The sequence below is a fragment of the Micromonospora sp. NPDC126480 genome (assembly GCF_040302465.1).
In the GTDB taxonomy this organism is placed as follows: Bacteria; Actinomycetota; Actinomycetes; order Mycobacteriales; family Micromonosporaceae; genus Micromonospora.
On the sequence record NZ_JBEORU010000005.1, the window covers coordinates 23,105 to 48,365 of the forward strand.

At 73.1% G+C, this 25,261-nt stretch carries 19 protein-coding genes; 11 read left to right on the forward strand and 8 right to left on the reverse strand.

Annotated elements, in window-relative coordinates; all coding sequences use genetic code 11:
* Window position 1: 1 nt before the first annotated feature.
* The 5 genes from ABTW87_RS06205 to ABTW87_RS06225 form a co-directional block, all read right to left on the reverse strand.
* Window positions 2-1,177 (reverse strand): ABC transporter ATP-binding protein, encoded by a 1,176-nt coding sequence (locus tag ABTW87_RS06205; protein ID WP_350649037.1) that lies wholly within the window; start codon window positions 1,175-1,177, stop codon window positions 2-4.
* Window positions 1,177-2,058, reverse strand: coding sequence for a carbohydrate ABC transporter permease (locus tag ABTW87_RS06210; protein WP_350649039.1), 882 nt, complete (start codon window positions 2,056-2,058; stop codon window positions 1,177-1,179). The genes ABTW87_RS06205 and ABTW87_RS06210 overlap by 1 nt, the downstream gene beginning before the upstream one ends.
* Entirely contained in the window at window positions 2,055-3,002 is a 948-nt protein-coding gene (locus ABTW87_RS06215; RefSeq protein ID WP_350649041.1) for a carbohydrate ABC transporter permease, read from the reverse strand. Before ABTW87_RS06215 ends, ABTW87_RS06210 begins: the two co-directional genes overlap by 4 nt.
* Complete coding sequence (locus ABTW87_RS06220; RefSeq protein WP_350649043.1) at window positions 2,977-4,374, reverse strand: extracellular solute-binding protein; 1,398 nt, start codon at window positions 4,372-4,374, stop codon at window positions 2,977-2,979. The genes ABTW87_RS06215 and ABTW87_RS06220 overlap by 26 nt, the downstream gene beginning before the upstream one ends.
* Before the next feature lie 155 nt (window positions 4,375-4,529).
* Window positions 4,530-5,267 carry a GntR family transcriptional regulator gene (locus ABTW87_RS06225; RefSeq protein ID WP_350649045.1) on the reverse strand — a complete coding sequence of 246 codons (738 nt, stop codon included), beginning with the start codon at window positions 5,265-5,267 and terminating at the stop codon, window positions 4,530-4,532.
* Window positions 5,268-5,455: 188 nt separating this feature from the next.
* Here ABTW87_RS06225 and iolC point away from each other — a divergent pair, with 188 nt between their 5' ends.
* From iolC to iolD, 4 genes are read left to right on the forward strand one after another with little or no spacing between them, the layout of a single operon-like run.
* Complete coding sequence (iolC, locus tag ABTW87_RS06230) at window positions 5,456-6,430, forward strand: 5-dehydro-2-deoxygluconokinase (RefSeq protein WP_350649047.1); 975 nt, start codon at window positions 5,456-5,458, stop codon at window positions 6,428-6,430.
* Window positions 6,427-7,314, forward strand: a complete 888-nt coding sequence (locus ABTW87_RS06235) for a Cgl0159 family (beta/alpha)8-fold protein (protein ID WP_350649049.1) — start codon at window positions 6,427-6,429, stop codon at window positions 7,312-7,314. Before iolC ends, ABTW87_RS06235 begins: the two co-directional genes overlap by 4 nt.
* Window positions 7,311-8,207 (forward strand): 5-deoxy-glucuronate isomerase, encoded by an 897-nt coding sequence (gene iolB / locus ABTW87_RS06240; RefSeq protein WP_350649051.1) that lies wholly within the window; start codon window positions 7,311-7,313, stop codon window positions 8,205-8,207. The genes ABTW87_RS06235 and iolB overlap by 4 nt, the downstream gene beginning before the upstream one ends.
* Window positions 8,207-10,051 (forward strand): 3D-(3,5/4)-trihydroxycyclohexane-1,2-dione acylhydrolase (decyclizing), encoded by a 1,845-nt coding sequence (gene iolD / locus ABTW87_RS06245; protein ID WP_350649053.1) that lies wholly within the window; start codon window positions 8,207-8,209, stop codon window positions 10,049-10,051. Before iolB ends, iolD begins: the two co-directional genes overlap by 1 nt.
* 6 nt (window positions 10,052-10,057) lie before the next feature.
* Here iolD and ABTW87_RS06250 read toward each other — a convergent pair whose 3' ends face one another.
* Window positions 10,058-10,525, reverse strand: a complete 468-nt coding sequence (locus ABTW87_RS06250) for a hypothetical protein (protein ID WP_350649055.1) — start codon at window positions 10,523-10,525, stop codon at window positions 10,058-10,060.
* 212 nt (window positions 10,526-10,737) lie between these two features.
* Here ABTW87_RS06250 and ABTW87_RS06255 point away from each other — a divergent pair, with 212 nt between their 5' ends.
* Complete coding sequence (locus ABTW87_RS06255) at window positions 10,738-11,598, forward strand: bile acid:sodium symporter family protein (protein WP_350649057.1); 861 nt, start codon at window positions 10,738-10,740, stop codon at window positions 11,596-11,598.
* Between the two features lie 78 nt (window positions 11,599-11,676).
* Here the strand turns inward: ABTW87_RS06255 and ABTW87_RS06260 are convergent, their stop codons facing one another.
* Window positions 11,677-13,143, reverse strand: coding sequence for a carboxyl transferase domain-containing protein (locus ABTW87_RS06260; protein WP_350649059.1), 1,467 nt, complete (start codon window positions 13,141-13,143; stop codon window positions 11,677-11,679).
* A 153-nt stretch (window positions 13,144-13,296) separates the two neighbouring features.
* Window positions 13,297-17,220 carry a ThuA domain-containing protein gene (locus ABTW87_RS06265; protein ID WP_350649061.1) on the reverse strand — a complete coding sequence of 1,308 codons (3,924 nt, stop codon included), beginning with the start codon at window positions 17,218-17,220 and terminating at the stop codon, window positions 13,297-13,299.
* Window positions 17,221-17,610: 390 nt separating this feature from the next.
* On the opposite strand from ABTW87_RS06265, the gene ABTW87_RS06270 reads away from it, so the two are divergent.
* The 6 genes from ABTW87_RS06270 to ABTW87_RS06295 all read left to right on the forward strand — a co-directional run bounded on the left by ABTW87_RS06270 (window position 17,611) and on the right by ABTW87_RS06295 (window position 25,242).
* Complete coding sequence (locus ABTW87_RS06270; protein WP_350649063.1) at window positions 17,611-18,195, forward strand: hypothetical protein; 585 nt, start codon at window positions 17,611-17,613, stop codon at window positions 18,193-18,195.
* Window positions 18,192-18,377 (forward strand): hypothetical protein, encoded by a 186-nt coding sequence (locus tag ABTW87_RS06275; protein ID WP_350649065.1) that lies wholly within the window; start codon window positions 18,192-18,194, stop codon window positions 18,375-18,377. Before ABTW87_RS06270 ends, ABTW87_RS06275 begins: the two co-directional genes overlap by 4 nt.
* Window positions 18,374-21,976, forward strand: coding sequence for a CHAT domain-containing protein (locus ABTW87_RS06280; RefSeq protein WP_350649067.1), 3,603 nt, complete (start codon window positions 18,374-18,376; stop codon window positions 21,974-21,976). Before ABTW87_RS06275 ends, ABTW87_RS06280 begins: the two co-directional genes overlap by 4 nt.
* Window positions 21,977-22,037: 61 nt before the next feature.
* Window positions 22,038-22,535, forward strand: a complete 498-nt coding sequence (locus ABTW87_RS06285) for a hypothetical protein (RefSeq protein WP_350649069.1) — start codon at window positions 22,038-22,040, stop codon at window positions 22,533-22,535.
* The gene (locus ABTW87_RS06290; protein ID WP_350649071.1) at window positions 22,535-23,902 is read left to right on the forward strand and encodes a hypothetical protein; all 1,368 of its coding nucleotides are present in this window, start codon (window positions 22,535-22,537) and stop codon (window positions 23,900-23,902) included. Before ABTW87_RS06285 ends, ABTW87_RS06290 begins: the two co-directional genes overlap by 1 nt.
* Window positions 23,899-25,242 carry a VWA domain-containing protein gene (locus ABTW87_RS06295; RefSeq protein ID WP_350649073.1) on the forward strand — a complete coding sequence of 448 codons (1,344 nt, stop codon included), beginning with the start codon at window positions 23,899-23,901 and terminating at the stop codon, window positions 25,240-25,242. The genes ABTW87_RS06290 and ABTW87_RS06295 overlap by 4 nt, the downstream gene beginning before the upstream one ends.
* Window positions 25,243-25,261 lie beyond the last annotated feature (19 nt).

Below are 25,261 nucleotides of genomic sequence, written 5' to 3' on the forward strand. Positions count from 1 at the left end.
GTCAGCCCTGCACGCCGGCACCGGCGCGGGGGGCCGGCACGCTCGCCGTCCCGCCGTCGGTGACCAGGTACCCGTCGCGGTAGAGCAGGGACCGGCCGGGTCGGGGCACCACCCAACCGGTGTCGCCCGGTTCGGGTTCGCGGCCTTCCGCGACGACCACCTGCAGACTGGTCCGGCCGGCGCCGGTGTCGCCCGCGGCGTCCGGGCCGTCGCCGGCGGTGTCGCCCGCGGGTACGTCCAGGGAGACCAGGGAGACGCTGCCCAGGTTCTCCACGACCACGACCCGCCCGGTGAGCGCGCCGGGCACCGGGGCGGGGGAGTAGTCGAGGTACTCCGGGCGGACACCGTAGACCAGCCGTTCCCCGTCGGTGACCCGGCCGTGGGCGTCCTCGGGCAGCGGCAGCCGGGCCGTACCCACGGCCAGTTCGCCGCCGTGCACCCGGGCGTCGACGAGGTTCATCGGGGTGGAGCCGATGAACCCGGCGACGAAGGTGTTGGCGGGGCGGCGGAACACCTCGGTGGGCGTGCCGACCTGACGGATCCGGCCGCCCTCCATGACCGCGATCCGGTCGGCCAGGGCCAGTGCCTCGGCCTGGTCGTGGGTGACGAAGACGGTGGTGACGCCCAGTTCCCGTTGCAGCCGCTTGAGGAAGGTCCGCGCCTCGAGCCGGAGCCGGGCGTCGAGGTTGGACAGCGGCTCGTCGAGCAGGAACACCTGGGGGTGGCAGGCCATCGCCCGGGCGAGCGCGACCCGCTGCTGCTGGCCGCCGGAGAGCTGCCCCGGGCGGCGCTGCAGCAGGCCGGACAGGCCGAGCTCGTCGGCGGTCTCGGCGGCCTTGCCGGCGCGCTCCCGCCGGTCGACCTTCTTGATCCGCAACGGGTACGCGATGTTGTCCTGCACGGTCATGTGCGGGAAGAGGGCGTAGTCCTGGAAGACCATGGCCACGTCCCGCCTGCCGGGTGGCAGGTTTGTTACGTCGCGGTCGCCGATGCGCACACTGCCGCCGGAGGCGACCTCCAGCCCGGCGATGGTGCGCAGCAGGGTGGTCTTGCCGCAGCCGGACGGGCCGAGCAGGGCGAAGAACTCGCCGTCGGCGATCTCCAGGTCGAGGGCGTCCAGGGCGCGTACCCCGTTGGGGTAGACCTTGGTCAGTTCGCGCATGGTGATGGCGGACATCAGCGCTTGATCCCTCCGTGGAAGCGGAACCCGTACCGGCTGCTGACGAAGACGAACATGAGCGCCACCGGCAGCGAGTAGAGCAGCGAGAAGGTGGAGAGCAGCCGCAGGTCGGCCTGGCCGCCCTCGGTGTAGAGGGTGTACATGATCACCGCGGCGGGTGCCTTGTCCGGGCCGCGCAGCAGCAGGAACGGCACCAGGAAGTTGCCCCAGACGTTGGCGACCGCCCACACTCCGACGGTGGCCAGACCGGGGCGGACCACCGGCACCACGATGTGCCGCATGATCTGCAGCGGGCTGGCGCCGAAGACGCGGGCCGACTCCTCGTAGGACGTCGGGGTGGAGTCCATGAAGTCCTTGAGGATGAAGATGGCCGCCGGCAGCAGCCCACCGCTGAGGATCAGGATCACGCCGAGGCGGGAGTCGATCAGGTTGAGCCGGAAGGCCAGCTCGAACAGCGGCACCATGGTCGCGGTGCCGGTCACGATCGACGAGAGCAGCAGCAGCCCGTAGAGCAACGCGTCGCGGCCGGGCACCCGGACCCGGCTCAGCGCGTACGCCGCCAGCGCGGCGAACGTCACCACCAGGGCGGCGGTGCCGCCGGCCAGGTAGACGGAGTTGAGCAGCGAGCTGAGCGCGTACGGGTTGTCCAGCAGGGTGCGGAAGTTGTCCAGGGTGAACTGCGGCAGCGAGGCGGTGACCGTCGGGGTGTCGTCGAACGGGGCGGTGGCCAGCCAGAGCAGCGGCAGCGCGAAGAAGCCGAGCACGGCGCAGAGGAACGTGTAGCGACCGATCTGACCGAGCACGTGCCGGATCGCGGCCCTGGGCCGTTCGCCGGTCGGCTCGGTGGCGGGCGCGGGCGGTGCGGTGGTGGCGGTCACGCCGACTCCTTCCGCCGGCCGAGCAGGCGCAGGTAGACGAGCGCGATGACCAGGTTGATCAGCAGCATGACGAACGAGATCGCGGCGCCGAAGCCGAGTTCACCACCGGAGAGCGCCACCTTGTAGACGTAGACCGGCAGGATCTCCGATCGCTGCTCGGGGCCGCCGGCGGTGATCAGGAACGGCGCGAAGTCGTTGAACGTCCAGAGGCTGATCAGCAGCAGGTTGGTCAGCACGTGCCCGCGGATGCGGGGGAACACCACGTCGCGCAACTGTTGCCAGGTCGAGGCGCCGGCCAGCCGGGCGGTCTCCAGGTGGGAGCGGGGGACGTTCTCCAGCGCGGCGGCGTAGAGCATCATCGAGAACGCGGTGCCGCGCCAGGTGTTGAAGATGATGATGGACAGCATCGGGTAGTCGAGCAGCCAGGCCATCCCGGGGATGCCCAGCAGCGCGTTGAGCGTGCCGGCGTCCCGGTCGAGCAGCGCGATCCACAGGAACGCGACCACCGAGCTGGGCAGGATCCAGGACAGCAGGACGAACCCCTCGACCACCCGGCGCAGCGGCCCGCGGCGGTCGCGCAGCGCGAAGGCGATGGCGAAGCCGAGCCCGGCCTGGCCGATGACCGCCGAGCCGAGGACGAACTGCAGGGTCAGCAGCAGCGAGGTGCGGAACCGTTCGTCGCCCAGCGCCCTGGTGTAGTTGTCCAGGCCGACGATCTCCGGGTTGGCTGCGGCCAGGCCGGTCAGCCGGTAGTTGGTAATTCCCAGGTAGATCGTCCAGACCGCCGGCACCACCAGGAAGACCAGGATCAGCGCCATGGCGGGGACGAGGAACCCGGTGGCCCGGGCCCGCCCGAGCCCGGCGGCGTCGGGGGCGGGGGAGGCGCCCGGGACCGGGCGCGCTCCCTCGACCAGTTCGTCAGGAGGTGACGTTGCCTGCGCCACCGACGATCCCCTCGACCTTCTTCTGGTACGCCGCGGCCGCCTCGTCCACGCTCTTTCCGGCGGTCACCTCGGCGGTGGCCTCCTGCAGCGCGACCGAGACCTGCGGGTAGACCGCCAGCGGCGGCCGGTACGCGGTGAGCGGCAGCACCTTCTCGGCGACGAAGTTGAGCATCGGGTCGGCGGCGAGCACGTCCTTGTTGACGTCGGTGCGGGCGGTGATCCGGGTGGCGCCGGCCAGTTCGGCCTTGACCGCCTCCGCCGAGTGCATGAACGACAGCAGTTCCCAGGCCTGGGACGGGAACTTCGAGTTGGGGTTGAGCACCCGCACGCCGCCGCCGGACATGCTGACGAAGTCCTGGCCCCGGATCCCGGCGCCGGGCTGCTTGGCGGGGATCATCGCGTAGCCGACGGTGGCGTCCCGGTCGGCCATCTTGGCGATGCCGTCCTTGGGGTTCACCACGCTGCGCCAGAAGTAGTCGCCCTCGGCGAGGATGCCGATCTTGCCGGCGGCGAACTCGGCGAAGGACTTGTCGCGCCCCTTGGCCTCCTGCTGGAGCTTCGGGTCGCCCAGGCCGCCGCCGTAGACCTTGCTGTAGAGGTCGAGCATGTCCTTGACCGGCTGGCTGGCGCCGGCCCACTTGCCGTCCTTGTAGATCTCGCCACCGGCGCCGACCAGCAGCGGCAGCGCGCCCTGCATCGAGGTCGCCTCGCCCATCGCCGTGCCGGCGTTGATCTGGATCGGGGTCACCCCGGGCAACGCCTTCAGCTTGGCGCCGGCGTCGAGGACCTCCTGCCAGCTCGTCGGTTGCCAGTCGGCGGGCAGGCCGGCCTGGGCGAACAGTTTCTTGTTGTAGTAGAGGACGCGGCCGTCGGTGCCGAGCGGGATCCCGTAGCGCTTGTCCTCGAAGCTGCCGAGGCCCTGTACGCTTTCCGGGATCTGCGACCAGCCCTCCCAGGCGTCGACCTGGTCGCCGGCCACCTCCGACAGCGGTTTGAGGTAGCCGGCCTGGACGAACTCGCCCACCCAGATGCCGTCCACGGCGATCACGTCGGCGCCGCCCTTGGAGCGCAGGTCCAGGGCCAGCTTGGTCTTGTACTGCTCGTCGTCGACGCCGCTGGGGACGAACGTCACCTTGGCGGTGACGCCCTTGGCCTTCTGCGCCTCGACGAACCTCGGGATGACCCACTTCTCGATCCACTCCGCACCCGCGGCGTTCTTGCCGCCGGCGATCGCGTTGGCCGAGATGGTGAGGGTGATGTTCTTGGCGTCCTTGCCGGCGGGCTCGGACGAGTCGCCGCACGCCGTTGCGGCGAGGGCGACAGCGGTGAACGCGGCGAGCACGCCCGCTGCGTGTCTCGGCTTGGCTGACATGGGCTGCTTCCCTTCGCAAGGAGAGACTTCGAAGAGACTCGCGGGTCGCCCGCCGGCCGCAGGTCCCCCGACGCCGGCGGTGCTTGCGGCCACAATGTCATGACAGCCTGACGACGTAAATACCTGTCACTGAAATGGGCGTGAAACATCTACCGTCACCGCTCGGCGACGGTCACCTCGAGCGAGTAGCGGCTGGCCCGGTAGATGTGCGCGCCGTGCTCGACGTAGTGCCCCTGGTCGTCGTACGCCGTGCGGGTCATGGTGAGCACCGGCGCGCCGCGCCGCTCGCCGAGCATCTGCGCCTCCGCCCCGGTCGCCGCCCGGGCACCGATGCGCTGGTGGGCACCGCGGACCCGGACACCACCCGCGCGCAGGATCCCGTACAGGCCGTTGTTCTGCAGGGCGTCGATGGTGAGCCGCACCCGGTCGACCGGCAGCCAGTTCTCCATCACGGCGAGGGGCTCCCCGTCGGCGAACCGCAGCCGGCGCAGGTGCCGCACCTCGCTGTCGGCGGGCACGCCGAGCGCGGCGGCGACCTCGGCCGGGCAGGGCACGGTGGCCAGTTCCAGCACCGACGTGGACGGTCGCTGGCCGGCGCGCCGCAGGTCGTCGTACAGGCTGGTCAGCTCGACCGAGCGCCGTACCTCGCCCCGCACCACCTGGGTGCCGACCCCGCGGCGGCGCACGATCAGCCCCTTGTCGACCAGGTGCTGGATGGCCTGCCGGACCGTCGGGCGGGACAACCCGAGCCGGTCGGCCAGCTGCAACTCGCTGTCCAGACGGTCACCGGGTGCCAGGTCGCCGCGTTGGATCGCGGCGGCGAACTGCTCGGCGACCTGGAAGTAGAGCGGGACCGGGCTGCTCCGGTCGACCGCGATCTCGGGGCCGCTCACGGCACCTCCTCGCTGTGCGAAGCGCGGGGATCTCGGGGGGATGGGCGCCACTGTACCGAAGCGGTCACCGCGCGGAGAGGGCGGATGTCATGACAACACATTGACACAACTCGCAGGGCACTGTTACCTGTCAAGGACGAAAGCGGGCTGGCGGGCGCGCCGTCGCCGGCCGGGACGAAGGGCGCCGCATGCTCGATGTGCTCACCATCGGCCGCGTCGGGGTGGACATCTATCCGCTGCAGATCGCCACGCCGCTGGCCGAGGTGGAGACCTTCGGCAAGTTCCTCGGCGGCAGCCCCACGAACGTCGCCGTCGCGGCCAGCCGCCAGGGGTTGCGGGCCGGCGTGATCACCCGTACCGGCGCGGACGCCTTCGGCCACTACGTGCACAAGGCCCTTCGCGAGTTCGGTGTGGACGACAGCCAGGTCCGCCCGGTCGACGGGCTGCCCACCCCGGTCACCTTCTGTGAGATCTTCCCGCCCGACGACTTCCCGCTCTGGTTCTACCGCACCCCGACCGCACCCGACCTCCAGATCCGGGCCGAGGAACTCGACCTCGACGCGATCGCCGCCGCCCGGGTCTTCTGGCTCACCGGCACCGGCCTGTGCCAGCAGCCCAGCCGCGCCGCGCACCGCGCCGCGCTGGCCGCCCGGGACGGCCACCCGCACACCGTGCTGGACCTGGACCACCGCCCGATGTTCTGGCCGGACCGGGCCGCCGCCGGCGCGGCCGTCGCCGAGGTGCTGCCCCAGGTCACCGTCGCCGTCGGCAACCTGGACGAGGTCGAGGTCGCGGTCGGCACCCGCGACCCGGACCGGGCCGCGGACCTGCTGCTGGCACGCGGTCCCGGGCTCGCCGTGGTCAAGCTCGGTCCGGCCGGGGTGCTCGCCCGCACCGGGCAGCAGAGCGTACGGGTGCCGCCGGTGCCGGTGGACGTGGTCAACGGGCTCGGCGCGGGTGACGCCTTCGGCGGGGCGCTCTGCCTCGGGCTGCTGCGCGGTTGGCCGCTGGAGCGGACCCTGCGCTTCGCCAACGCCGCCGGTGCCATCGTCGCCTCCCGACTGGCCTGCTCGGCCGCCATGCCCCACTACGCCGAGACCGCGGCGCTGGCCGGGGACGCCACGACCGCGCCGACCGCCGTCCTGACAGGAGAAGACCGGTGAGCACCGAGTACGACGCGCTGACCCGCACCCGCGCGCACCGGCCGCAGGCGATCGCCGAAGCCGCCGCCCGGCGTACCCGCCGGCCGTGGCCCGAGCCCGGCCGGCCGCTGTTCGTCATCGCCGCCGACCACCCGGCCCGGGGCGCCCTCGGCGTACGGGACCGGCCGATGGCCATGGCCGGCCGGGCCGACCTGCTCGACCGGCTGCGCCTGGCGCTGTCCCGGCCCGGCGTCGACGGCGTGCTCGGCACCCCGGACATCCTGGAGGACCTGCTGCTGCTCGGGGCGCTGGAGAACCGGCTCGCCATCGGCTCGATGAACCGCGGCGGCCTCTCCGGCGCCACCTTCGAACTCGACGACCGGTTCACCGCGTACGACGCCGACAGCATCGCCGCGATGCGCTACGACGGCGGCAAGATGCTCTGCCGCATCGACCCGGACGACCCGGGCACCGCCTCCACCCTGCAGGCCTGCGCCCAGGCGGTCACGGCGCTGGCGGCCCGGCGCACCATCGCCCTGGTCGAGCCGCTGTGGGTGACCCGCGCCGGCGGCCGGGTCAGCGTCGACCTGCGCCCGGAGGCGGTGATCAGGGGCGTCAGCGTCGGGCAGGCACTCGGCGTGACAAGCGCGTACACCTGGTTGAAGCTGCCGGCCGTCGACGAGATGGAGCGCGTGACGGCCGCGACCACCCTGCCGGTCCTGCTGCTCGGCGGCGACCCGGTGGAGGCGCCCGACGTGGTGTACGCGCGGTGGCAGCGGGCCCTGCGGCTGCCCGGCGTACGCGGCCTGGTGGTCGGCCGGGCGTTGCTCTACCCGCCGGACGACGACGTGGCCGCCGCGGTGGACCTCGCCGGCTCGCTGCTGCCCACCGGGCAGGACGCGTGAGGACCGCCGACGCGCACCTGCCCTGGGGCGGCACCGCCCGCCCGCCCTGGGCCTTGGAGGTCACCCCCGAGTGGGCCGGCTGGCGGTACGCCGGGCTGCGCGTGCTCACCCTGCCCCCCGGCGGCGAGCTGACCTTCGTCACCGGCGACGAGGAGATGCTGGTCGTGCCGCTGGCCGGCGCGGCCAGCGTGCACTGCGACGGGCTGCGGCTCAACCTGACCGGGCGCGAGTCGGTGTTCGCCGCGGTCACCGACTTCGCCTACCTGCCCCGGGACGCGACGGCGACGATCCGCGGCGCGGGCCGCTTCGCCCTGCCCTCGGCGCGGGCCACCCGTCGGCTGTCACCCCGCTACGGCGCGGCCCGGGACGTGCCGGTCGAGCTGCGCGGCGCGGGGCCGGCCAGCCGGCAGGTCAACAACTTCTGTGCGCCGGAGGCCTTCGACTGCGACCGGCTCGTCGCCGTCGAGGTGCTCACCCCGGCCGGGAACTGGTCGTCGTACCCGCCGCACAAGCACGAGGAGGACCGCACCCACGACGACGGGCAGGTCGAGGCGGCGCTGGAGGAGGTCTACTACTTCGAGGTGGCCGGCGGCAGGCCCGGCGACGGCCCGGTGGGCTACCAGCGCGTCTACGGCACCGCCGAGCGGCCGATCGACGTGCTGGCCGAGGTGCGCACCGGCGACGTGGTCCTCGTCCCGTACGGCTACCACGGGCCGTCGATGGCGGCGCCCGGCTACGACCTGTACTACCTCAACGTGCTCGCCGGGCCCGGCGTCACCCGGACCATGGCCTGTGTGGACGATCCCCGGCACGGCTGGATCCGGGGCAGCTGGGCCGGCCAGCCGGTCGACCCGCGGCTGCCGCTGACCCGGCCCGGAACGAAAGAGGCGTGATGCCCAGGTTGACGGTGGCGCAGGCGGTCGTGACGTTCCTCGCCCGGCAGTTCTCCGAACGCGACGGGCAGCGGCGCCGGCTCGTCCCGGCCTGCTTCGGTATCTTCGGCCACGGCAACGTCGCCGGCCTCGGCGAGGCACTGGCCTCCGCCGGGGCGGACCTGCCGTACCACCTGTGCCGCACCGAGCAGGGCATGGTGCACACGGCCGCCGCGTACGCCCGGATGACCGACCGGTTGAGCACCCTGGCCTGCACCACGTCGATCGGGCCGGGCGCGACGAACCTGGTCACCGGCGCGGCGGGCGCCACCATCAACCGGCTGCCGGTGCTGCTGCTGCCCGGCGACATCTTCGCCACCCGGGCGGCCAACCCGGTGCTCCAGGAGCTGGAGGATCCGCGCTCCTACGACGTCAGCGTCACCGACGCGCTGCGGCCGGTCTCCCGCTACTGGGACCGGATCAACCGGCCGGAACAGCTACCCGCGGCGCTGCTGGCCGCGATGCGGGTGCTTACCGATCCGGCGGAGACCGGCGCGGTGACCCTGGCCCTTCCCCAGGACGTGCAGGCCGAGGCGTACGACTGGCCCGACGACCTGTTCGCCGAGCGGGTCTGGCACGTGCCCCGGCCGCTGCCGGACATCGCAGCGCTGGCCCGGGCGGCCGGGATCGTCCGGGCGGCGCGCCGGCCGCTTGTGGTGGCCGGCGGTGGGGTGATCTACAGCGGGGCGACCGAGGTGCTGCGCTGGTTCGCCGAGGACCACGGCGTGCCGGTCGCCGAGACCCAGGCCGGCACCGGCGCGATGCCGTACGACCACCCGCTCGCCCTCGGCGCGGTCGGCGTCACCGGGACCACCGCGGCCAACGGGATCGCGGCCGAGGCCGACGTGGTGATCGGGGTGGGCACCCGCTACAGCGACTTCACCACCGCCTCCGGCACCCTGTTCGGCGAGGGCGTGCGGTTCGTCAACCTGAACGTCACCGGCTTCGACGCGGCGAAACTGTCCGGTACGCAGGTGGTCGGCGACGCCCGCGAGAGTCTCGCCGCTCTGGACGCGGCCTGTTCCGGTTGGGAGACGCCGCCGGAGTACCGGGAGTCGGTGACCCGGCTGCGGGATCGGTGGGCGCAGGTGGCGGACGCCGCCCGGCACGCCGGCGCGGACGCGGCGCCCAGCCAGACCGCGGTCATCGGCGCGGTCAACGACGCCGCCGGGGACCGTGGCGTGGTGGTGTGCGCAGCCGGTTCGATGCCCGGCGACCTGCACCGGCTGTGGCGCAGCCGCGACCCGAAGAGCTACCACGTGGAGTACGGCTACTCCTGCATGGGCTACGAGATCGCCGGTGGCATCGGGGTGAAGCTGGCTGCGCCGGAGCGCGAGGTGTTCGTGCTGGTCGGCGACGGGTCCTACCTGATGCTGCCGAGCGAGCTGGCCACCGCGGTCGCGGAGGGCGTCAAGCTGGTCGTGGTGCTCGTCGACAACTCCGGCTTCGCCTCGATCGGCCGGCTGTCGGAGAGCGTCGGCGCGTACCGGCTCGGCACCGCGTACACCGACCGGGGCGGGGGTCCGCTGCCGATCGACCTCGGGGCGAACGCGGCCAGCCTCGGAGCCGACCTGATCCGGGTGTCGACCATGGCGGAGCTTGAGGCGGCCCTGGCGACGGCGAAGGCGGCGCCCCGGACGACGGTCGTGCTCGTGCGGACCGACCGGTTCCAGGCCGGTCCCGAGGCCGGGGCCTGGTGGGACGTCCCGGTCGCCGAGGTCTCCACCACCGCGGACGCACAGGCCGCCCGGGCCGCGTACGAGGCGGGGCGGGCAAACCGGCGCAGCCACCTGCGTCCCGCCTGACCCGGCTCAGTCGATGCGCAGGCTCAGCTGGGGGCCGGTCAGCTCCGGTTCGGTGAGCTGGCGTGGCTCCCGGTCGGCCACCATGATCAGGTAGGCGTCCTGTCCGGCCGGCACCCGGTCGACGGAGAACCGGAATCGGCAGGTGCCGTCGGGGAGCGCCTGCGGCTCGGTCAACTTCCCGGCGGCCAACCCGCCGGCGGCCGCGACGAGCACCAGGGCACCGTCGACAACGTCGGCGTGGGCGCCCGTGCCGGCGCAGCCACCATGGTCGTCCCGGATGAAGGCCGCGGCAGCGCCGAGCACCACCGTGCCGGAGACCGCGAAGGTGTCGGTGACCGGCTGGTTCGCCGCGGCCGGGACCCGCCCTCCGCCGCTGTTGAGGAACATGAGGACGGCGAGCGCGAGCCCCGCCGCGGCGCCAGCCCACATCCAGATCGAGCGCTGTGGTGTCGGTTCCGGACGCGACGGCTGCATGGTCCCCTGCTCGGTCGGGCCCCCGGGGTCCGGCGGGCCGGTCAGGGGAGTGTGCTCGATGATCGTTCACAGTGGCAACCCCCGCCACTTCCGCGCTCGCCTGGCCAGGACGGCTCGGTTGACCGGTGCGGACGAGGTTAGAAGGCGCGGCAGGCAGGTAATAGCGCCCATGGCCACCACGATGTCGCCGGTCACCAGGGGCTGATCGGACGATGCGTGCTGTCCTCGCCACGGTGGCGGATCTGGCGGTCCTGGTGTTCGCCGTGACCTCGATGCTCTCGGTCGGTCTCGCCCACTCGGCCCGGCAGATCCTCGGTCCGCTACGTGATGTGGGAGCGCTGGCGCGGGCCCTGGTCGCCAACTTCGTGCTGGTCCCTGTCTTCGCGCTCGGCGTCCTGTGGCTCTGGCGGCTCGACCGACCACTGGCGGCCGGGCTGATCCTGGTGGCGCTGTCGGCCGGCGCCCCGTTTCTGATCACGCTGACCGAGGTGGCGCGGTCGGACGTCGCGCTCAGCGCCACGCTGCTGGTGCTGCTCCTGCCCGCCACCGTCGTGTACGCCCCGGTCGTGGTACCCCGGGTGCTGCCCGAAGCCGACGTCTCCGTCGGTGCCCTCGCGCTGCCCCTGTTCCTGACCATGCTTCTGCCCCTCGCCGCCGGTCTGCTTGTCAACTCCCGCTGGCCGGCGCCGGCCCGGCGGTGGGGACCGCCGGCCCGCCGGGTCTCGACTCTCGCGCTGGTCGTGGTCGTCCTGGCCACCACGCTGGCGAACGTCTCGACGATCATCGCCCTGTTCGTCGAGGGAGCGATCCTGCCGGCCCTGCTGGTGATCGCGGGCGCGTTCGGGCTCGGCTACCTGCTCGGCGGCCGGGACCGCAACGCGCGCACCGTACTCGGCCTCGGCACCTCGCAGCGCAACATCGCCGCCGCGACCGTGATGGCGACCCAGGGCTTCGCCGACCACGACACGGTGGTCATGGTGATCGTCACGTCGCTTGCCGGCTTCGCGCTGCTCTTCCCCGTCGCGATGGTGCTGCGCCGCCGCGAACCGGTGCCGGTCGGGCGGCCCGGTTAGCGCGGGCGGCGCGCCGCGCCGGCCACGCCGGTCCAGCGCTGTGCGTACGACCTGGACGCTCGGGCTCTGCCGGGTCGTTCAGAGCTGACGGTAGCGGGTCCGGCGGGCCAGCAGGCGGGTCTCCGGGTCGGCGTCGAGCAGGCCGGCCAACTCGTGCGCCAGCACCGCCCCCAGCCGGCCGAGGAACGCCTCCGGCTCGTCGGCGGCATCCGGCCGCTCCGGCACGATCCGGTCCACGATGCCCCCGGCCAGCAGGTCGTGCGCACGGATGCCCTGGGCGGCGGCGACCTCGGCCGCCCGCTCGGTCGAGCGGTGGAGGATCACCGACGCGCCCTCCGGCGGCAGCGGCGACAACCAGCCGTGCGCCGCGGCGACGACGCGGTCGGCCGGCAGCAGGGCGAGGGCGGCGCCGCCGCTGCCCTGACCCAGCAGCACGCACAGCGTGGGCACCGGCAGGTTGACGAGGTCGGCGAGGCAGTGGGCGATCTCGCCGGCCAGGCCGCCCTCCTCCGCCTGCGCGGACAGCGCGGCGCCCGGCGTGTCGACGACGGTGAGAACGGGCAGGCCCAGCTCCGCGGCGAGTTTGAACCCCCGCCGGACGGCCCGCAGGCCGGCCGGGTCGGGCGGGGTGTCGCGCCGGTCGTGCCCGACGACCACGGCCGGGGCCTCGCCGAAACGGGCCAGCGCCACGATCACCCCGGCTCCGGTCTCGCCGCTCTGCGTGCCGTGCAACGGCACCACGTCCCGGCCGGCGTGTCTCAGCAGCCGGCGGATTCCGGGACGCTCCGCTCGGCGGGACCGCCGGACGGCGTCCCAGGCATCCGGCTCGCCGGGTGGTTCCTCCGGCGGGACCGGCGTGCCGGACCGGCGGCGTGGCGCGCAGAGGGTGGCCAGCGCCCGGGCGGCGAGCGGCGCCACCTGCTCCGGCGCGACGACCGCGTCGATCAGGCCGTGGCTGTGGAGGTTCTCGGCGACCTGCACGCCGGGCGGAAACGGCGAGCCCGTCAGCGCCTCGTGCACCCGGGGCCCGAGGAAGCCGATCAGCGCGCCCGGCTCGGCGACCGTGAGGTGCCCGAGGGAGCCCCACGACGCGTACACGCCCCCGGTCGTCGGGTGCCGCAGGTACACCAGGTACGGCAGGCCCGCGGCCTTGTGCGCGGTGATCGCCTGGCTGATCTTGACCATCTGCAGGAACGCGATCGTGCCCTCCTGCATCCGGGTGCCGCCGCTCGCGGGCGCGGCGAGCAGCGGGATCCGCTCGGCGGTCGCCCGCTCGACGGCCCGGGTGAGCCGCTCGGCCGCCGCGACCCCGATCGAGCCGCCGAGGAAGCCGAACTCGCCGGCGACGACGGCGACGCGCCGGCCGCCCAGCCGGCCCGCGCCGGTGACGACGGCCTCGTCGACGCCCGTCGCCCGCCGCGCGCCGGCCAGGGCGGCCGCGTAACCGGGATCGAGCGGGGCCGGATCGGCGATCGGCCCGTCCCACGACACCCACGTCCCCGGCTCGATGACCAGGTCGATCAGGTCCTGCGCCGACCGTCTCACCGCTTGTCGGCCTCCGCGGGTACGGGAACGGGTGCCGCCTCGTCGCACCGGTCACCAGACACGACGACACCATAGCCGGAGCCGGGCGGCGTCGTGCTCGCGACCGGCACCGGCGTGCCCGGCACGATCCGTGCCGGGCACGCCGATGCGGCGTCAGGAGGTGTACGCCTCCAGCTCCCACAGCGAGTGCCCCCACGCGGTGCCCCGGGCGGTGCCCAGGATCCGCAGGTAGCGCCCGTTCGCGCCGAGCCCGGCGTGCTCGTCCACGCCGCCGTCGGCGCCGGTCACCGTCTTCACGTCGACCCAGCTGCTGCCGTCGTTCGAGGTCTGGATGACGTACGCGCTGCTGTAGGCGGCCTCCCAGCTCATCCTGATCCGGCCGATCGCGGTCGGGGCGCCGAGGTCGACCCGGATCCACTGCGGGTCGGCGAACGCGCTCGACCAGCGGGTGGTGGCGTCGCCGTCGACCGCCTGCGCGCCGGTCATCGCCGGGCTCTCGTTGCTCGAGGTGGTGGTCGGCTTTCCGCGCAGCAGGTTGGTGCCGGACGGCGGACCGTCCGGTTCGCCGTACACCTCGAATTCGAACAGCGAGTAGCCCCAGCCGGTGCCCCGGGTGGTGCCGAGGATCCGGACCCAGCGCCCGGAGCCGGTCAGGCCGGTGATGTCGTCCACGCCGCCGTCACCGCCGGTGACGGTACGGCGGGTGGTGAAGGTGACCCCGTCGGTGGAGGTCTGGATCTGGTAGCCGCTTCCGTACGCCGCCTCCCAGGTCAGCTTCACCCGGCTGACGGCGTACGTGGCGCCCAGGTCGACGTCGATCCACTGCGGGTCGGCGAACTGACTCGACCAGCGGGTGGTGGCGATGCCGTCCACCGCGTTGGCCGCCACGTAGGCGCCCTCCACCGTGGACGCCCGAGCCGGCTTGCCGCGGGCCAGGTTCGCCCCCGGCTCCGGGTCGGGGTCACCGCCAGGGGTGCCGGACAGGGTGAACTCGTCCACGTCGTACATCCCGCCGGGGCCCTTGAACACCAGGTAGAGCGTCCGCGTGCCGGCGGGTGGGGTGACCGTGCCGGTGAACGTGGCGAACGTGCCGTACCCGCCGGTGGGTGTCACTGTGGTCGAGCCGACCAGGGGCCCGGTGGGCGAGTCCACCCGCAGCTCCAGGGTGCCCCCGGCGCCGGCCGGCGCGCCGGCCCGGACGCTGAACGACCGCACCCCGGTCAGGTGGTACGGGGTGAACGAGATCCAGTCGTTGTTGTCGACGTAGCCGATTGCCGCTCCGCCGTGCGCGCTGCCCGGGGTCACGACCTGGACGCCGGACGAGTCGCCGTGGTGCTCGGCCTGCCGGGTGCGTGGTTGCAGCACCGCCTGGGCGTGGGTGGTAAGCGGTGGTTGCCCGCCGCCGCCCAGGTCGGTGTACGAGGCGTCGATGATGCCGAAGATGTTCGCCGCCGTGTCGTGCTCGCCGTCGGCGGTGGTCTGGATGACGCCGGAGCAGCCCTGTGCGCTGCTGATCTCGTGGCCGTGCGAGTCGTGGCCGAGGACGTAGGCCACCCGCACCCGGGAGCAATCGATGGTGCCGTCCTGGGCGTCGGTGACGGTCACGCTGAACGGCACCGCGTCGCCGAAGGCGAACGTCTGCCCGTTGGCCGGGGTGGTGACCGTGACCACCGGGGCGCTGTTGCCGACCGTGACCACGGTGCTGGCGGTGGCCGTCTTGCCGGTGCTGTCGCGTACGGTCAGCGTCGGGGTGCGTACCCCGTTGGTGGTGTACGTGTGGGTGGGGTTCGGCGCGGTGGAGTCGGTGGTGCCGTTGTTGTCGAAGTCCCACGCGTAGGTGATCGGGTCGCCGTCGGGGTCCAGCGTGCCGGCGGAGGAGAACTGCACGGTCAGCGGTGCGACGCCGCTGGTCGGGGTGGCCCGGACCTGCGGCACCGGAGCGCGGCCGGCACGGGCGTACTCGATGCGGTAGAGCGCCGAGTTGGCGTCGCCGTTGAACCAGCCGGTGCCGTAGTCGAGCACGTACAGGGCGCCGTCCGGGCCGAACTCCAGATCCATGACCTGGGTGCCGGTCCACGGAAACGGGTTGATCTTGAAGGGTTGGCCGGCGGCGTCGAGCTTGATGTTCTTGATCCAGCGGCGACCGAACTCCCCGGCGAAGTACGTCCCGTCGTAGTACTCGGGGAACGCCACGGCCGAGGTGCTGTCCGGGTCGTACCGGTAGACCGGGCCGCCCATCGGCGACAGGCCGCCGCCGGTGAACTCCGGCGGCGAGCCGGACCCGCCGTACGGCAGCCAGGCGGGCACGGCCGGTGGAAGCTGGGTGATCCCGGTGTTGTTCGGTGAGTCGTTCACCGGCCCGTTGGCGCAGTCGAACTTCGGCCCGGACGGGCCGGACGGGAAGGTGTAGTCGTTGTACGCGTCGTTGCGGGCGGTGCAGTACGGCCAGCCGTAGAAGCCGGGCCGGTCGATGCGGGCGAACTCCACGTTGCCGGCCGGGCCCCGGTTCGGGTCGGCGGTGCCCGCGTCAGGGCCGTAGTCGCCGAGGTAGACGACGCCGGTGGCCTTGTCGACGCTCATCCGGAACGGGTTGCGGAAGCCCATCGCGTAGATCTCCGGGCGGGTTCGCGGGGTGCCCGGCGCGAACATGTTGCCGGCGGGCACGGTGTAGCCGCCGCCGGCGCTCGGCCTGATCCGCAGCACCTTGCCGCGCAGGTCGTTGCTGTTGGCCGAGGTGCGTTGCGCGTCGAAGGCCGGGTTCCGGCCGGGCCGCTCGTCGATCGGCGTGTACCCGCCGGAGTCGAACGGGTTGGTGTCGTCGCCGGTGGACAGGTAGAGGTTGCCGGCCGCGTCGAAGGCGAGGTCGCCGCCGACGTGGCAGCACATGCCCCGGCTGGTCGGCACGTCCAGGATCAGCGTCTCGCTGGCCGGGTCGAGGGTGTGGTCGGTGCGGACGTTGAAGCGGGACAGCCGGTTCACTCCGTTCCACGGCGCGAAGTCGGCCGGCGTGCCGGTGGCCGGGGCGGCGCCGGGCGGCGTGTTCAGCGGCGGCGCGTAGAACACGTAGACCCAGCGGTTGGTGGCGAAGTCCGGGTCCACGGCGATGCCCTGCAACCCCTCCTCGTCGCCGGTGTACACCGGCAAGGTGGCCGCGACCTTGGTGTTGCCGGCCGCGTCGGTGTACCGGATCACCCCGTTGCGGGCGGTGTGCAGCACGCCCCGGTTCGGCAGCACCGTCAGGCTCATCGGCTCACCGGTCTCGGCCACTCCCTTGGCCAACTCGACCTGTTGGAAGTTGCTGTCGACGGTGGCGCCGCAGTCGGCCTCCGCCGCGTCGGCCGCGCTCAGGATGCCGCCGAGCAGGTGCTGGCGGAACGCGGGGTCGGCGTACGAGGCGTCGGTGTGCCCGAGGCCGGTGTACCAGGACCGGCCGCCGGAGTAGTTGTGGCACCAGGAGATCGGGTGGTCGTAACCGTTCCCGCCACCGGTGTAGGTGCTCTCGTCCACAGTGGCCAGCACGTGCACGTCGCCCCGGGGGTTGGCGCGGTAGTTGTACCACTCGTCCAGCCGGCTCCACCGTTGCGGCAGGTGCGCCGTGGACGGGTGGACCTGGTCGGCGACCTTGATCGTGGCGGTCTGCTCGGCCGGGTGCGAGGCGAAGTAAGCCCCGACGAGCCCGCCGTACCAGGGCCAGTCGTACTCGGTGTCGGCGGCGGCGTGCACTCCCACGTAGCCACCACCGCCCTGGATGTACCGCTCGAAGGCGGCCTGCTGCGCGGCGTCCAGGACGTCACCGGTGGTGTTGAGCCAGATGACGGCGGCGTACCGGGCGAGGTTGGCGTCGTTGAACCGGGTCGCGTCCTCGGTGGTCTCGACGGTGAAACCATTGGCCGCGCCGAGTTGCTGGACCGCGGTGATGCCGGGGGTTATGGAGCCGTGCCGGAAGCCTGCGGTCTTGCTGAACACCAGCACCGTGAAGGGGGCGGCGCCGGCCGGGGACGGTGCGGCTGCGAGGCCGCCGGTCAGGAGGATCATGCTCAGCACGACGCCGAGCCACCGCCTCAGGGATCTGCGCACGAGAGGTCCTTTCGGCTCAGGGAGGGCGTGCGCCGATCACGCCGGGTGGTGGTTGACGGGACCGCGGAGCGCGCCGGGCGCATCCGCTCGCGCCGTCCGGACGGCACCGGTGCCGGGCCGGAAGCGAGATCCGTCGATACATCCTGGGCCGGGCGGTCGCGCCGTGTCAAGGTTTTGCCGCAATCCGAGAGAGCGTTATCCCTGCTGCTCACCGCGTTTCCGAAAGCCGCATCGCGGCGAGCCGGTACGTCGTCTCGCGGGTGCTGGCGGCGGCATCCGGCACCCCCGGCGAAAGGCGGAAGGTGTCGGCTGTCGGACGGTAGAAGGGCCGCCACCGGCCCGGATCACTAAACTTGCGGCTCCTCAATGGACCGATCGGCGGGAGGTTCCGTGCCCGAATCCACCTCCGGCGGCCGGGAGCGGTTCGTCCCACCCAAGTGGGAGAAGCCGGCACCGTTGAGCTACGGCGTCGCCCTGGAGACCGTCTCCACCGTGGCGGCCCCGCTGCTCGCCGGTTTCAGCCTCGCCGGGTCGGTGGCCATCGGCCAGGACTTCGACAAGTTTCGCTGGCCCGGCCTGGTCGTCCTGCTCCTGGTCGGGGCGGCCGTGCTCCTGCTCTCGGCGCTACAGTGCGGCTTCACCGCCCGCCGGTACCTTTACTCCGCCGCCGACGTCCGGGACTGGTGGCCCGATGTCGCCGACGACAGTGACCGCGAACGGAAGTTGCGCGACCAGCAGCGCCACGACTACCGGCGCTGGCACCACTGGTCGGGCTGGACCCGGTGGTCCTACAACACGGGCCTGGCCGTCCTGCTGCTCGCCGTCGCGGCGGCGGTTGCCCCGCCGGGCGGCGACGGCGCCCAGGAGGCCATCCGTTGGCTGGCGACGGGGTTGGCCGTGTCGGCTGCGGCGGTTCAGCTCGCCTGGCAACCCCTGACCAGCTATCGCCGACAGCGATCGGGGAGACGCTCATGACGTACGTCCTGCCCGGTTGGACCGGGCCGGAGCCCAAGTGCCCAGGGTGCCACCAGAGCCGGGAGCATGAGAAGGGGTGTCCCTACGAGGACTTTCCGGACATGGCGGGGCTCGCCGCCATCGTCGCCCTCGCCGAGCAGAGCGACGACCCGTCACGGAGCGGGGACGAGGACGGGCGGTGACCGACACCCTGCGCGTGCACCACGCCCTGGCGGACGACGGCACAGCCACGGTGCGGATCACCTGGCCGACGGCGGTCGGTTCCCCACCGGGTCCGAGCACCACCACGAGCTCGTTCTCCTTCGAGTACCAGCCCGCCGAGCGGGAGAAGCTGCGCTGGTACCTGGAGGATTCGCTGGCGTACCCGACCGATCCGGTCCCCGATCTCGCCCGCGCCGCCGAGCGTACGCTGTGGGCGGTCGGCGCCCGGCTCTTCACGACGCTCCTCGGTGGCGCCGAAGCCCGGGCCCGGTGGCGGGATCTGCGGGAGCGGCTCGCGGAGCTGTCGATCGAGATCAGCGCGGATTCGCCCGAGGGCGCCGGGCTGCCGTGGGAACTGCTCCGGGATCCCGCGAACGACGAGGTGATCGCCCTGGAGGCCGCCTCATTCGTCCGCCTGCCGGCCGGGTCCGCCGCGTCGGCTCCGGCTCCGTCCAGCTCTGGACCGCTGCGGGTGCTGCTGGTGATCTGCCGACCGGACGGGGCCGCCGACGTGCCGTTCCGGTCCGTGGCCCGGCAACTCCTGCGGACCGGGCCCGTTCCGCCGTCCGGATCGGGCTCTGCCGACGACCTGCGACTGGATGTGCTCCGCCCTGCCACCGTCGAACGGTTGGCCGAGACCGTCCTTGCGGCCGCCAGAGCCGGCCGGCCCTATCACGTCGTGCACTTCGACGGGCACGGCACCTACGGGGCGCCGACCGGCTCGCGACGCCGCGGGTACCTGCTCTTCGAGCAATCGGGCAGCGGCGAGAACCGGCGGCCGGTCGATGGCCGGACGGTGGGTGACCTGCTGGTACGCGGCCAGGTGCCGCTGCTCGTACTCAACGCCTGCCGATCGGCCTATGCCGAGGCGCCGCCGGCGCCGGCCGCCGGCACCGAGCCCGGCGACGGACCGGGACACGACCGGCTACGGGCGTTCGGGTCGTTCGCCCATGAGGTTGCCGAGTCAGGCGTGCCCGCGGTGGTGGCGATGGGCCACAACGTCTACGTCGGCACGGCGGTGCGGTTCACCAGGGCGCTTTACCGTGACCTGCGCGACGGGGTGCCCCTGGGGCAGGCTGTGCGCAGCGGGCGGCGACTGCTCGCGGCCCTGCCGGAGCGACCGACGCCGCTCGGACCACGGCAGTTGCAGGACTGGGTCGTCCCAGTGGTCTACCAACGCTCACCGGTCCGGCTGCTCGGGACGGCCGCGGGCGACGGAGCCGCCCGCACCGGTACGGGCGGTCGGACGGCGGCCGGCGCCGCGCCGGCCGCGGCGGGCGCAGGTGACGATCCCCAACTGCCGGTCCCGCCCACCGGCTTCCATGGCCGCGACGAGACCCTGCTGGCGCTGGACCGTGCCTTCGACGAACGACAGGTCGTCCTGCTCACCGCGTTCGCCGGCAGCGGCAAGACCAGTACGGCCGCCGAGTTCGCCCGCTGGTACCGGTCGACCGGCGGCATGCCCGGCGGACGGGTGCTCGTCACGTCCTTCGTCCACAAGCGTGGTCTGCCGGAGCTGTTGGACCAGGTCGCCGACGCGTTCCCGGTCGAGGTGTCGCAACTGGGCGCCGCCAGGGCCACCCTGCCCGGGCCGGCCCGGCGGGACGTCGTCCTCGCTCTGCTGCGGGCCCATCCGGTGCTCTGGATCTGGGACAACGTGGAGACCGCCGGTGAGGTTCCCGAGCTGGCGCAACTGCTGCGGGACCTGGCCACGGAGAGCCGGGCCAAGGTGTTGCTGACCTCCCGCCGCGCCGAGCGGGCGTGGCTCGGTGCCCTGCCCTACCGACTGAGCATGCCGCCCCTGGCCATGGCGGAGTCGCTCGGGCTGACCCGGGCCGTGGTCGAGCTGCGGGACGACCGGTTCGACCGGTACGAGGACTGGCGACCGCTGCTGCGCTACTGCGCCGGCAATCCGTTGACGATCCTGGTGACCGTCGGGCAGGCGCTCCGGGAGGCGGCCACCAGCCGGTCGGCCCTGACCGCACTCGTCGACCGGCTGCGCAGCGGGACCGGCCAGGCCGGGGACGGGCCCTCCGAGGAGCCGTACGGGCAGAGCACCGAGTTGCACGCCTCGTTGAGCTACGGCTTCGCCAACGCGTTCGACGACCGGGAACGAGGCATCCTGGCACTGCTGCACCTGTTCCGCGACCAGGTCGCGGTGAGCGGTCTGCTGGCCATGGGGTCGGCGGAACTCGCGGCCTACGCCACAAACGCCGCCAGCCTGCCGGAGCTGCGGGAGCTGAGCCGGCCGGCCGCCACGGACCTGCTGGACCGCGCGGCCGACGGGGGGCTGCTCACGCGCGCTGGCCAGGACCGGTACACCATCCATCCGGCCCTGCCGTGGTATCTCACCCGGTTCTTCGACGAGGCGTACGGAGCGGACCCGCAAAAGGCCCGCCGTGCCTACGCCAGCTCGGTCGCCATGCACTCCTACTACCTGTTCCGAATGCACCAGAACGGCGTCCGGGGCGCGGTGCCGACCCTGCGCGCCGACGAGTCCAACCTGCTCGCGGCCCGCGAGCTGGCCATGACGCACGGCTGGTGGGACCTCGTGATGTGGTGCATGCGCGGCCTGAACGTGCTGCTGACCCATGACGGCCGGCGGGCCGAGTGGTCCCGGCTGGTGGCCGAGCTGGTTCCCGGCCTCGTCGACCCGGCCACCGGGGGAGCGCTCGGCGACTGGCCGGAGCAGTGGAGCGTCCTCACCGACTACCGCGTCAAGATCGCCGGAGATGCGGGGCAGCTGCGGGAGGCCGTCGAGCTGCAGAAGCTCCAGCTCGCGTACCGGGCCGAGCCGATCGGTGCGCTGCTGGCCGCCCGCCCGCCGGATCACGCCGAGCTGACCGACGAGCAGCAGACGGCCGTTCACAACTTCGCGGTCACCCTGCAGACCATGGGTGATCTCCTCCGGTTCGAGCGGCTGCCGGACTGCGTCGAGTACTACGACCGGGCCACCGACCTCTTCCGCTGGCTGGGCCAACAGCGCGAGGAGGCGATGATCGCGATGCGGCTCGGTCACGCCTACGCGCAGCTCGAACCGATCCGGAACCCAGAGGTGGCGGAGCGGCACTACCGGCGGGCACTGACCCTCACCACTGCGGCGGACCCCTTTCACGCCGACGTCCTCAGCTGGCTCGGGATGCTACGGTTCGAGCGTTACGAGGCCGCCCTCGCCGACGAGGCGCCGCCCGAGGCCCGGGTCCGGCACCTGCTGCAGGCGGCCCGGGAGAACGAGCAGGCGCTGCGGGTCGCCCCGGCGGACGCCATTCCCGTCCGGGCCCGTATCCACCAGCGGCTGGGAACGATCTACGCAGCCACGGACCAGCTCGAGCCGGCGTTCGGCCATGTCCAGCAGGCACTGCGGCACTGGGTCGCGGTCGGCGACCACAGCCAGGCCGGTATGGCGCGGTGGGATCTGGCCAACCTGCTACGACGGCATGGTCGCCCGGCCGACGCCCTCGCCTACGCCCGGGCAGCGCTGGCCGACCTGGTGCTCGCCGGGACCCGCCACGACGAGCTGGAGCGGCTGCGCCGCCTCATCGACGACCTGTTGCCGGCGGCGGATCCCCGCGACGCCTGACGGATCTTGTCCGACCCGTCCGGTACAACTACGCCCTCATGTTCGTGAGGGAGGACCGATCGTGACAAGCGAAGGCGTCGTCAACGAGCGGCGCAGCGCGGCTTCCGTCATCGCCCAGGTGCGGCCGAGGAAGCTGGCCAAGGTGCCGTTCGTGGAGCTGGCCGAGGGGCGGCTGCAGGGGGTGGTGTCCAGCGGCTCGGACGTCTCGCGGGTATACGTCTCATCGATCACCGCCGGTGACCACGGGCTGAGCTGTCGCACCAACAACAACCGCCCGTGCGGCGGCCTCAGCGGTGCCTACCCGTGCAACCACATCGGCGCGCTTGTCGACGCGGCGGTGGCGCAGTACGGACCGGATCGGGTGGCCCGCTACCTGAAGGTGGAGCTGCCGGACGGCGGGGAGAACCTCCGGGCCGGTCTGCACCCGACGACCGCGCCGGACCGGGCCGCCGAGGTGTTCAGCAGCTTCCTGCGCCACCTGGCGTACCTGGAGCTGCCGCCGAGCGTCGAGCCGCTGCCCGAGCTGCACTGGTTCCCGGCGGGCAAGGCGGTGTCCTGATGCTCGTCGACGCGCTGCGGGCCCATCCGGCCGGGCTCGACGAGGCGCTCGCCTTGACCGACGGCCTCGACGACGCCTTCCTTCACGGCCTCGCCCGGATCGACGACGAGCGTGCCGTCGCCCTCGACTCCCTCGCCGCGGCGTTCACCGGGTCGCCGCTGGCCGACCGGATCGGCGACGCGGTCGGCAAGATCGTCGCGGGTACGGTGACCGACGAGCACCTGGCGGCGCTGGCCGGTGCCCGTGCCGGTCTGCTCGGCGCCGCCCACGACGCACTGCTCGCCGGCGTGGACGCCGCGCTCGGCCGGGCACGGCAGCCGTGGTCGGCCACGGCCGTTCCGCCGGAACCGGGCCACTCGCTGGCCGGCTCCCGTTTCTGGCTGCGGGAGGTGGCGATTGCCGGCTGGCGTAATGTCGACCACGACCTGGCCGACGGCGGCAGACCGGCCGTGCAGGCGCTGCTCGCCGTCCCGTCCGCCCGCCGCCTCGCGGTGCTGCTCGACGGGTTGGCGGCCGAGCTGCGGGCCGCCGCGCCGGTCACCGGGTTCCCGCGGGTCCCGGTCCGCCGCTGGGCCGACCTCTGGGCTCGTGCCCTGCTGCTGTCGCAGGACGCCTTTCCCGCGTACGCGGCCACGCCGGTCGACGGCCGGCTGCTGATCCTCGGCGTGGACCTGCACGAGCACCCGACGGTGTTCCGGGCGCAGGCGCACGGCCTGCTGGAGACGCCCGGGGGCGAGGTCCGCCTGGTCCGGGCCAGCGTGGCGGGCCCCAAGGTCGACACGATCACCGGTCCCTCCGCCTGGCGGATGCTCGGCGCGTTCCCGGTCTTCCGGGCCGCACTCGCCGCCCGCCGCGCGATCGAGGTGTCGGGGATGCCGCTCACGCCGGCCGGGGATCTGATCTGGGACGAGTTCCGCGCGGCGGCGGGGGAGCCCGCCGACCCGTTCGCGACGGCGCGGGTCCGGCTCGCTGCCGCGACCGCCGCGCCGGCGCCGCCACTGGACCGGCATCCGGCGGCGATCGCCGAACCGGTGCTGCTCGAGGGGTACGTGGCGGGGCCGGAGTCGTTCGACCTCGGCGGCACGCTCCTGCCGCTCGACCTCGACCGGCTGCCCGCGGCCGGTCCGCTCACGCCGGCGCTGGTCGCCGCCTCCACCGCCTGCCTCGGCCTGCTGCGTTGGGACGGCGGCCGGTGGGCGCTGCAGCCGCTCGCCGTGCAGGCCGTGGTCAAGCGGAAGGCCGTCGCCGTGCACACTGGCGACTGGGCGCTCGGCCCGACCGAGGCGAAGGCCGCGAAGGCGGAGGCGGCCGCAGGCGCGGCCGTCGACGTCCTGCGGGAGCGCGCGGGAAGGCTGCTGCGCAAGTGACCGCGGCGGAGAACAGGCGGCAGGTCCTCTACTGGCGGCTCTTGGCCCGGCTCTTCGACCCGCAGGAACAGGCCGCGCTGGAGGCCGCGAGCGTGGCGATCGTGGACGACCTCGGGCTGCCGGCGGCGCTGCTCGACCCGTCCGTCTCGGTGGACACCGTCGTGCAGCGTTTTCCCCAGTTGGGGCCCGAGTTCGACGGACTCATGTCCACGGTGGACGAGGGCCGGGACGGCGAGGTGCGGCGGGCTGCTCTGGCGTCCAAGCTGCTGCTGAACCTCTTCGACACCGGCTCCGGGAGCGTCACCGCCGAGCGGCTCAGCCGGTGGCAGGCCGACGCGGGCTGGTTCGAACGTGCGCTGGGCTGCGAGCCGGGGCAACTGCGGGGTCGCGGCACCGGCGCGGCGCGTGCGGGCACCGCCGGCGCCGGCACGGGCGCCACCGGAACGCCGGGCAACCTCGCCCCCGTCCTCGCCGACATCGAGGCGGACCTGGTCAACCGGATGCACCTGCGGGAGGTGCTCGCCGACAACCGGCTCGCCCGGCAGCTCACGCCCAGCATGTCCCTCATCGAGCAGCTCCTGCGCGACAAGGACAACCTCGACGGCGTCGCCCTCGCCAACGCCAAGGCGCTGATCCGCAGGTTCGTCGACGAGGTCGCGGAGGTGCTGCGGACCCAGGTGGCGCAGGCCAGCACCGGCGCGATCGACCGGTCCGTTCCGCCGAAGCGGGTCTTCCGCAACATCGACCTCGACCGGACCATCTGGAAGAACCTGCCGAACTGGAGCCCGGAGGACGAGCGCCTCTACGTCGACCGCCTCTACTACCGGCAGACCGCCAAGCGGGTCACCCCGGCACGGCTCGTCGTCGTGGTGGACCAGTCCGGGTCGATGGTCGACGCGATGGTCAACTGCACGATCCTCGCCTCGATCTTCGCCGGGCTGCCCAAGGTGGACGTGCACCTGATCGCGTACGACACGCGGGCACTGGACCTCACGCCGTGGGTGCACGACCCGTTCGAGGTGCTCCTGCGTACCAGGCTCGGCGGCGGTACGGACGGCACCGTCGCGCTCGACCTGGCACGGCCGAAGATCGCCGACCCGCGCAACACCGTCGTCGTCTGGATCTCGGACTTCTACGAGTGGCACGAGCAGGCCGTGTTCGACGGCCTCGCGGCGATCCACCGCTCCGGCACCCGGCTCATCCCGGTCGGGTCGGTGAGCAGCGGCGGCCACCAGAGCGTCAACCCGAGGTTCCGCCAGCGGCTCAAGGACCAGGGCACGCCGGTGCTCTCCGGCCGAGTCACCACGCTGATCACCGAACTCAAGAACTTCCTCACCTGACCGCCACCCCGGCAAGGAG

Coding starts and splice junctions, on each gene's coding strand:
- ABTW87_RS06275 (WP_350649065.1), top strand. CDS start 18,192: ATGACGTACGTCCTGCCCGGTTGGACCGGGCCGGAGCCCAAGTGCCCA.
- iolD (WP_350649053.1), top strand. CDS start 8,207: ATGCCCAGGTTGACGGTGGCGCAGGCGGTCGTGACGTTCCTCGCCCGG.
- ABTW87_RS06220 (WP_350649043.1), bottom strand. CDS start 4,374: ATGTCAGCCAAGCCGAGACACGCAGCGGGCGTGCTCGCCGCGTTCACC.
- ABTW87_RS06250 (WP_350649055.1), bottom strand. CDS start 10,525: ATGCAGCCGTCGCGTCCGGAACCGACACCACAGCGCTCGATCTGGATG.
- ABTW87_RS06205 (WP_350649037.1), bottom strand. CDS start 1,177: ATGTCCGCCATCACCATGCGCGAACTGACCAAGGTCTACCCCAACGGG.
- iolC (WP_350649047.1), top strand. CDS start 5,456: ATGCTCGATGTGCTCACCATCGGCCGCGTCGGGGTGGACATCTATCCG.
- ABTW87_RS06255 (WP_350649057.1), top strand. CDS start 10,738: ATGCGTGCTGTCCTCGCCACGGTGGCGGATCTGGCGGTCCTGGTGTTC.
- ABTW87_RS06290 (WP_350649071.1), top strand. CDS start 22,535: ATGCTCGTCGACGCGCTGCGGGCCCATCCGGCCGGGCTCGACGAGGCG.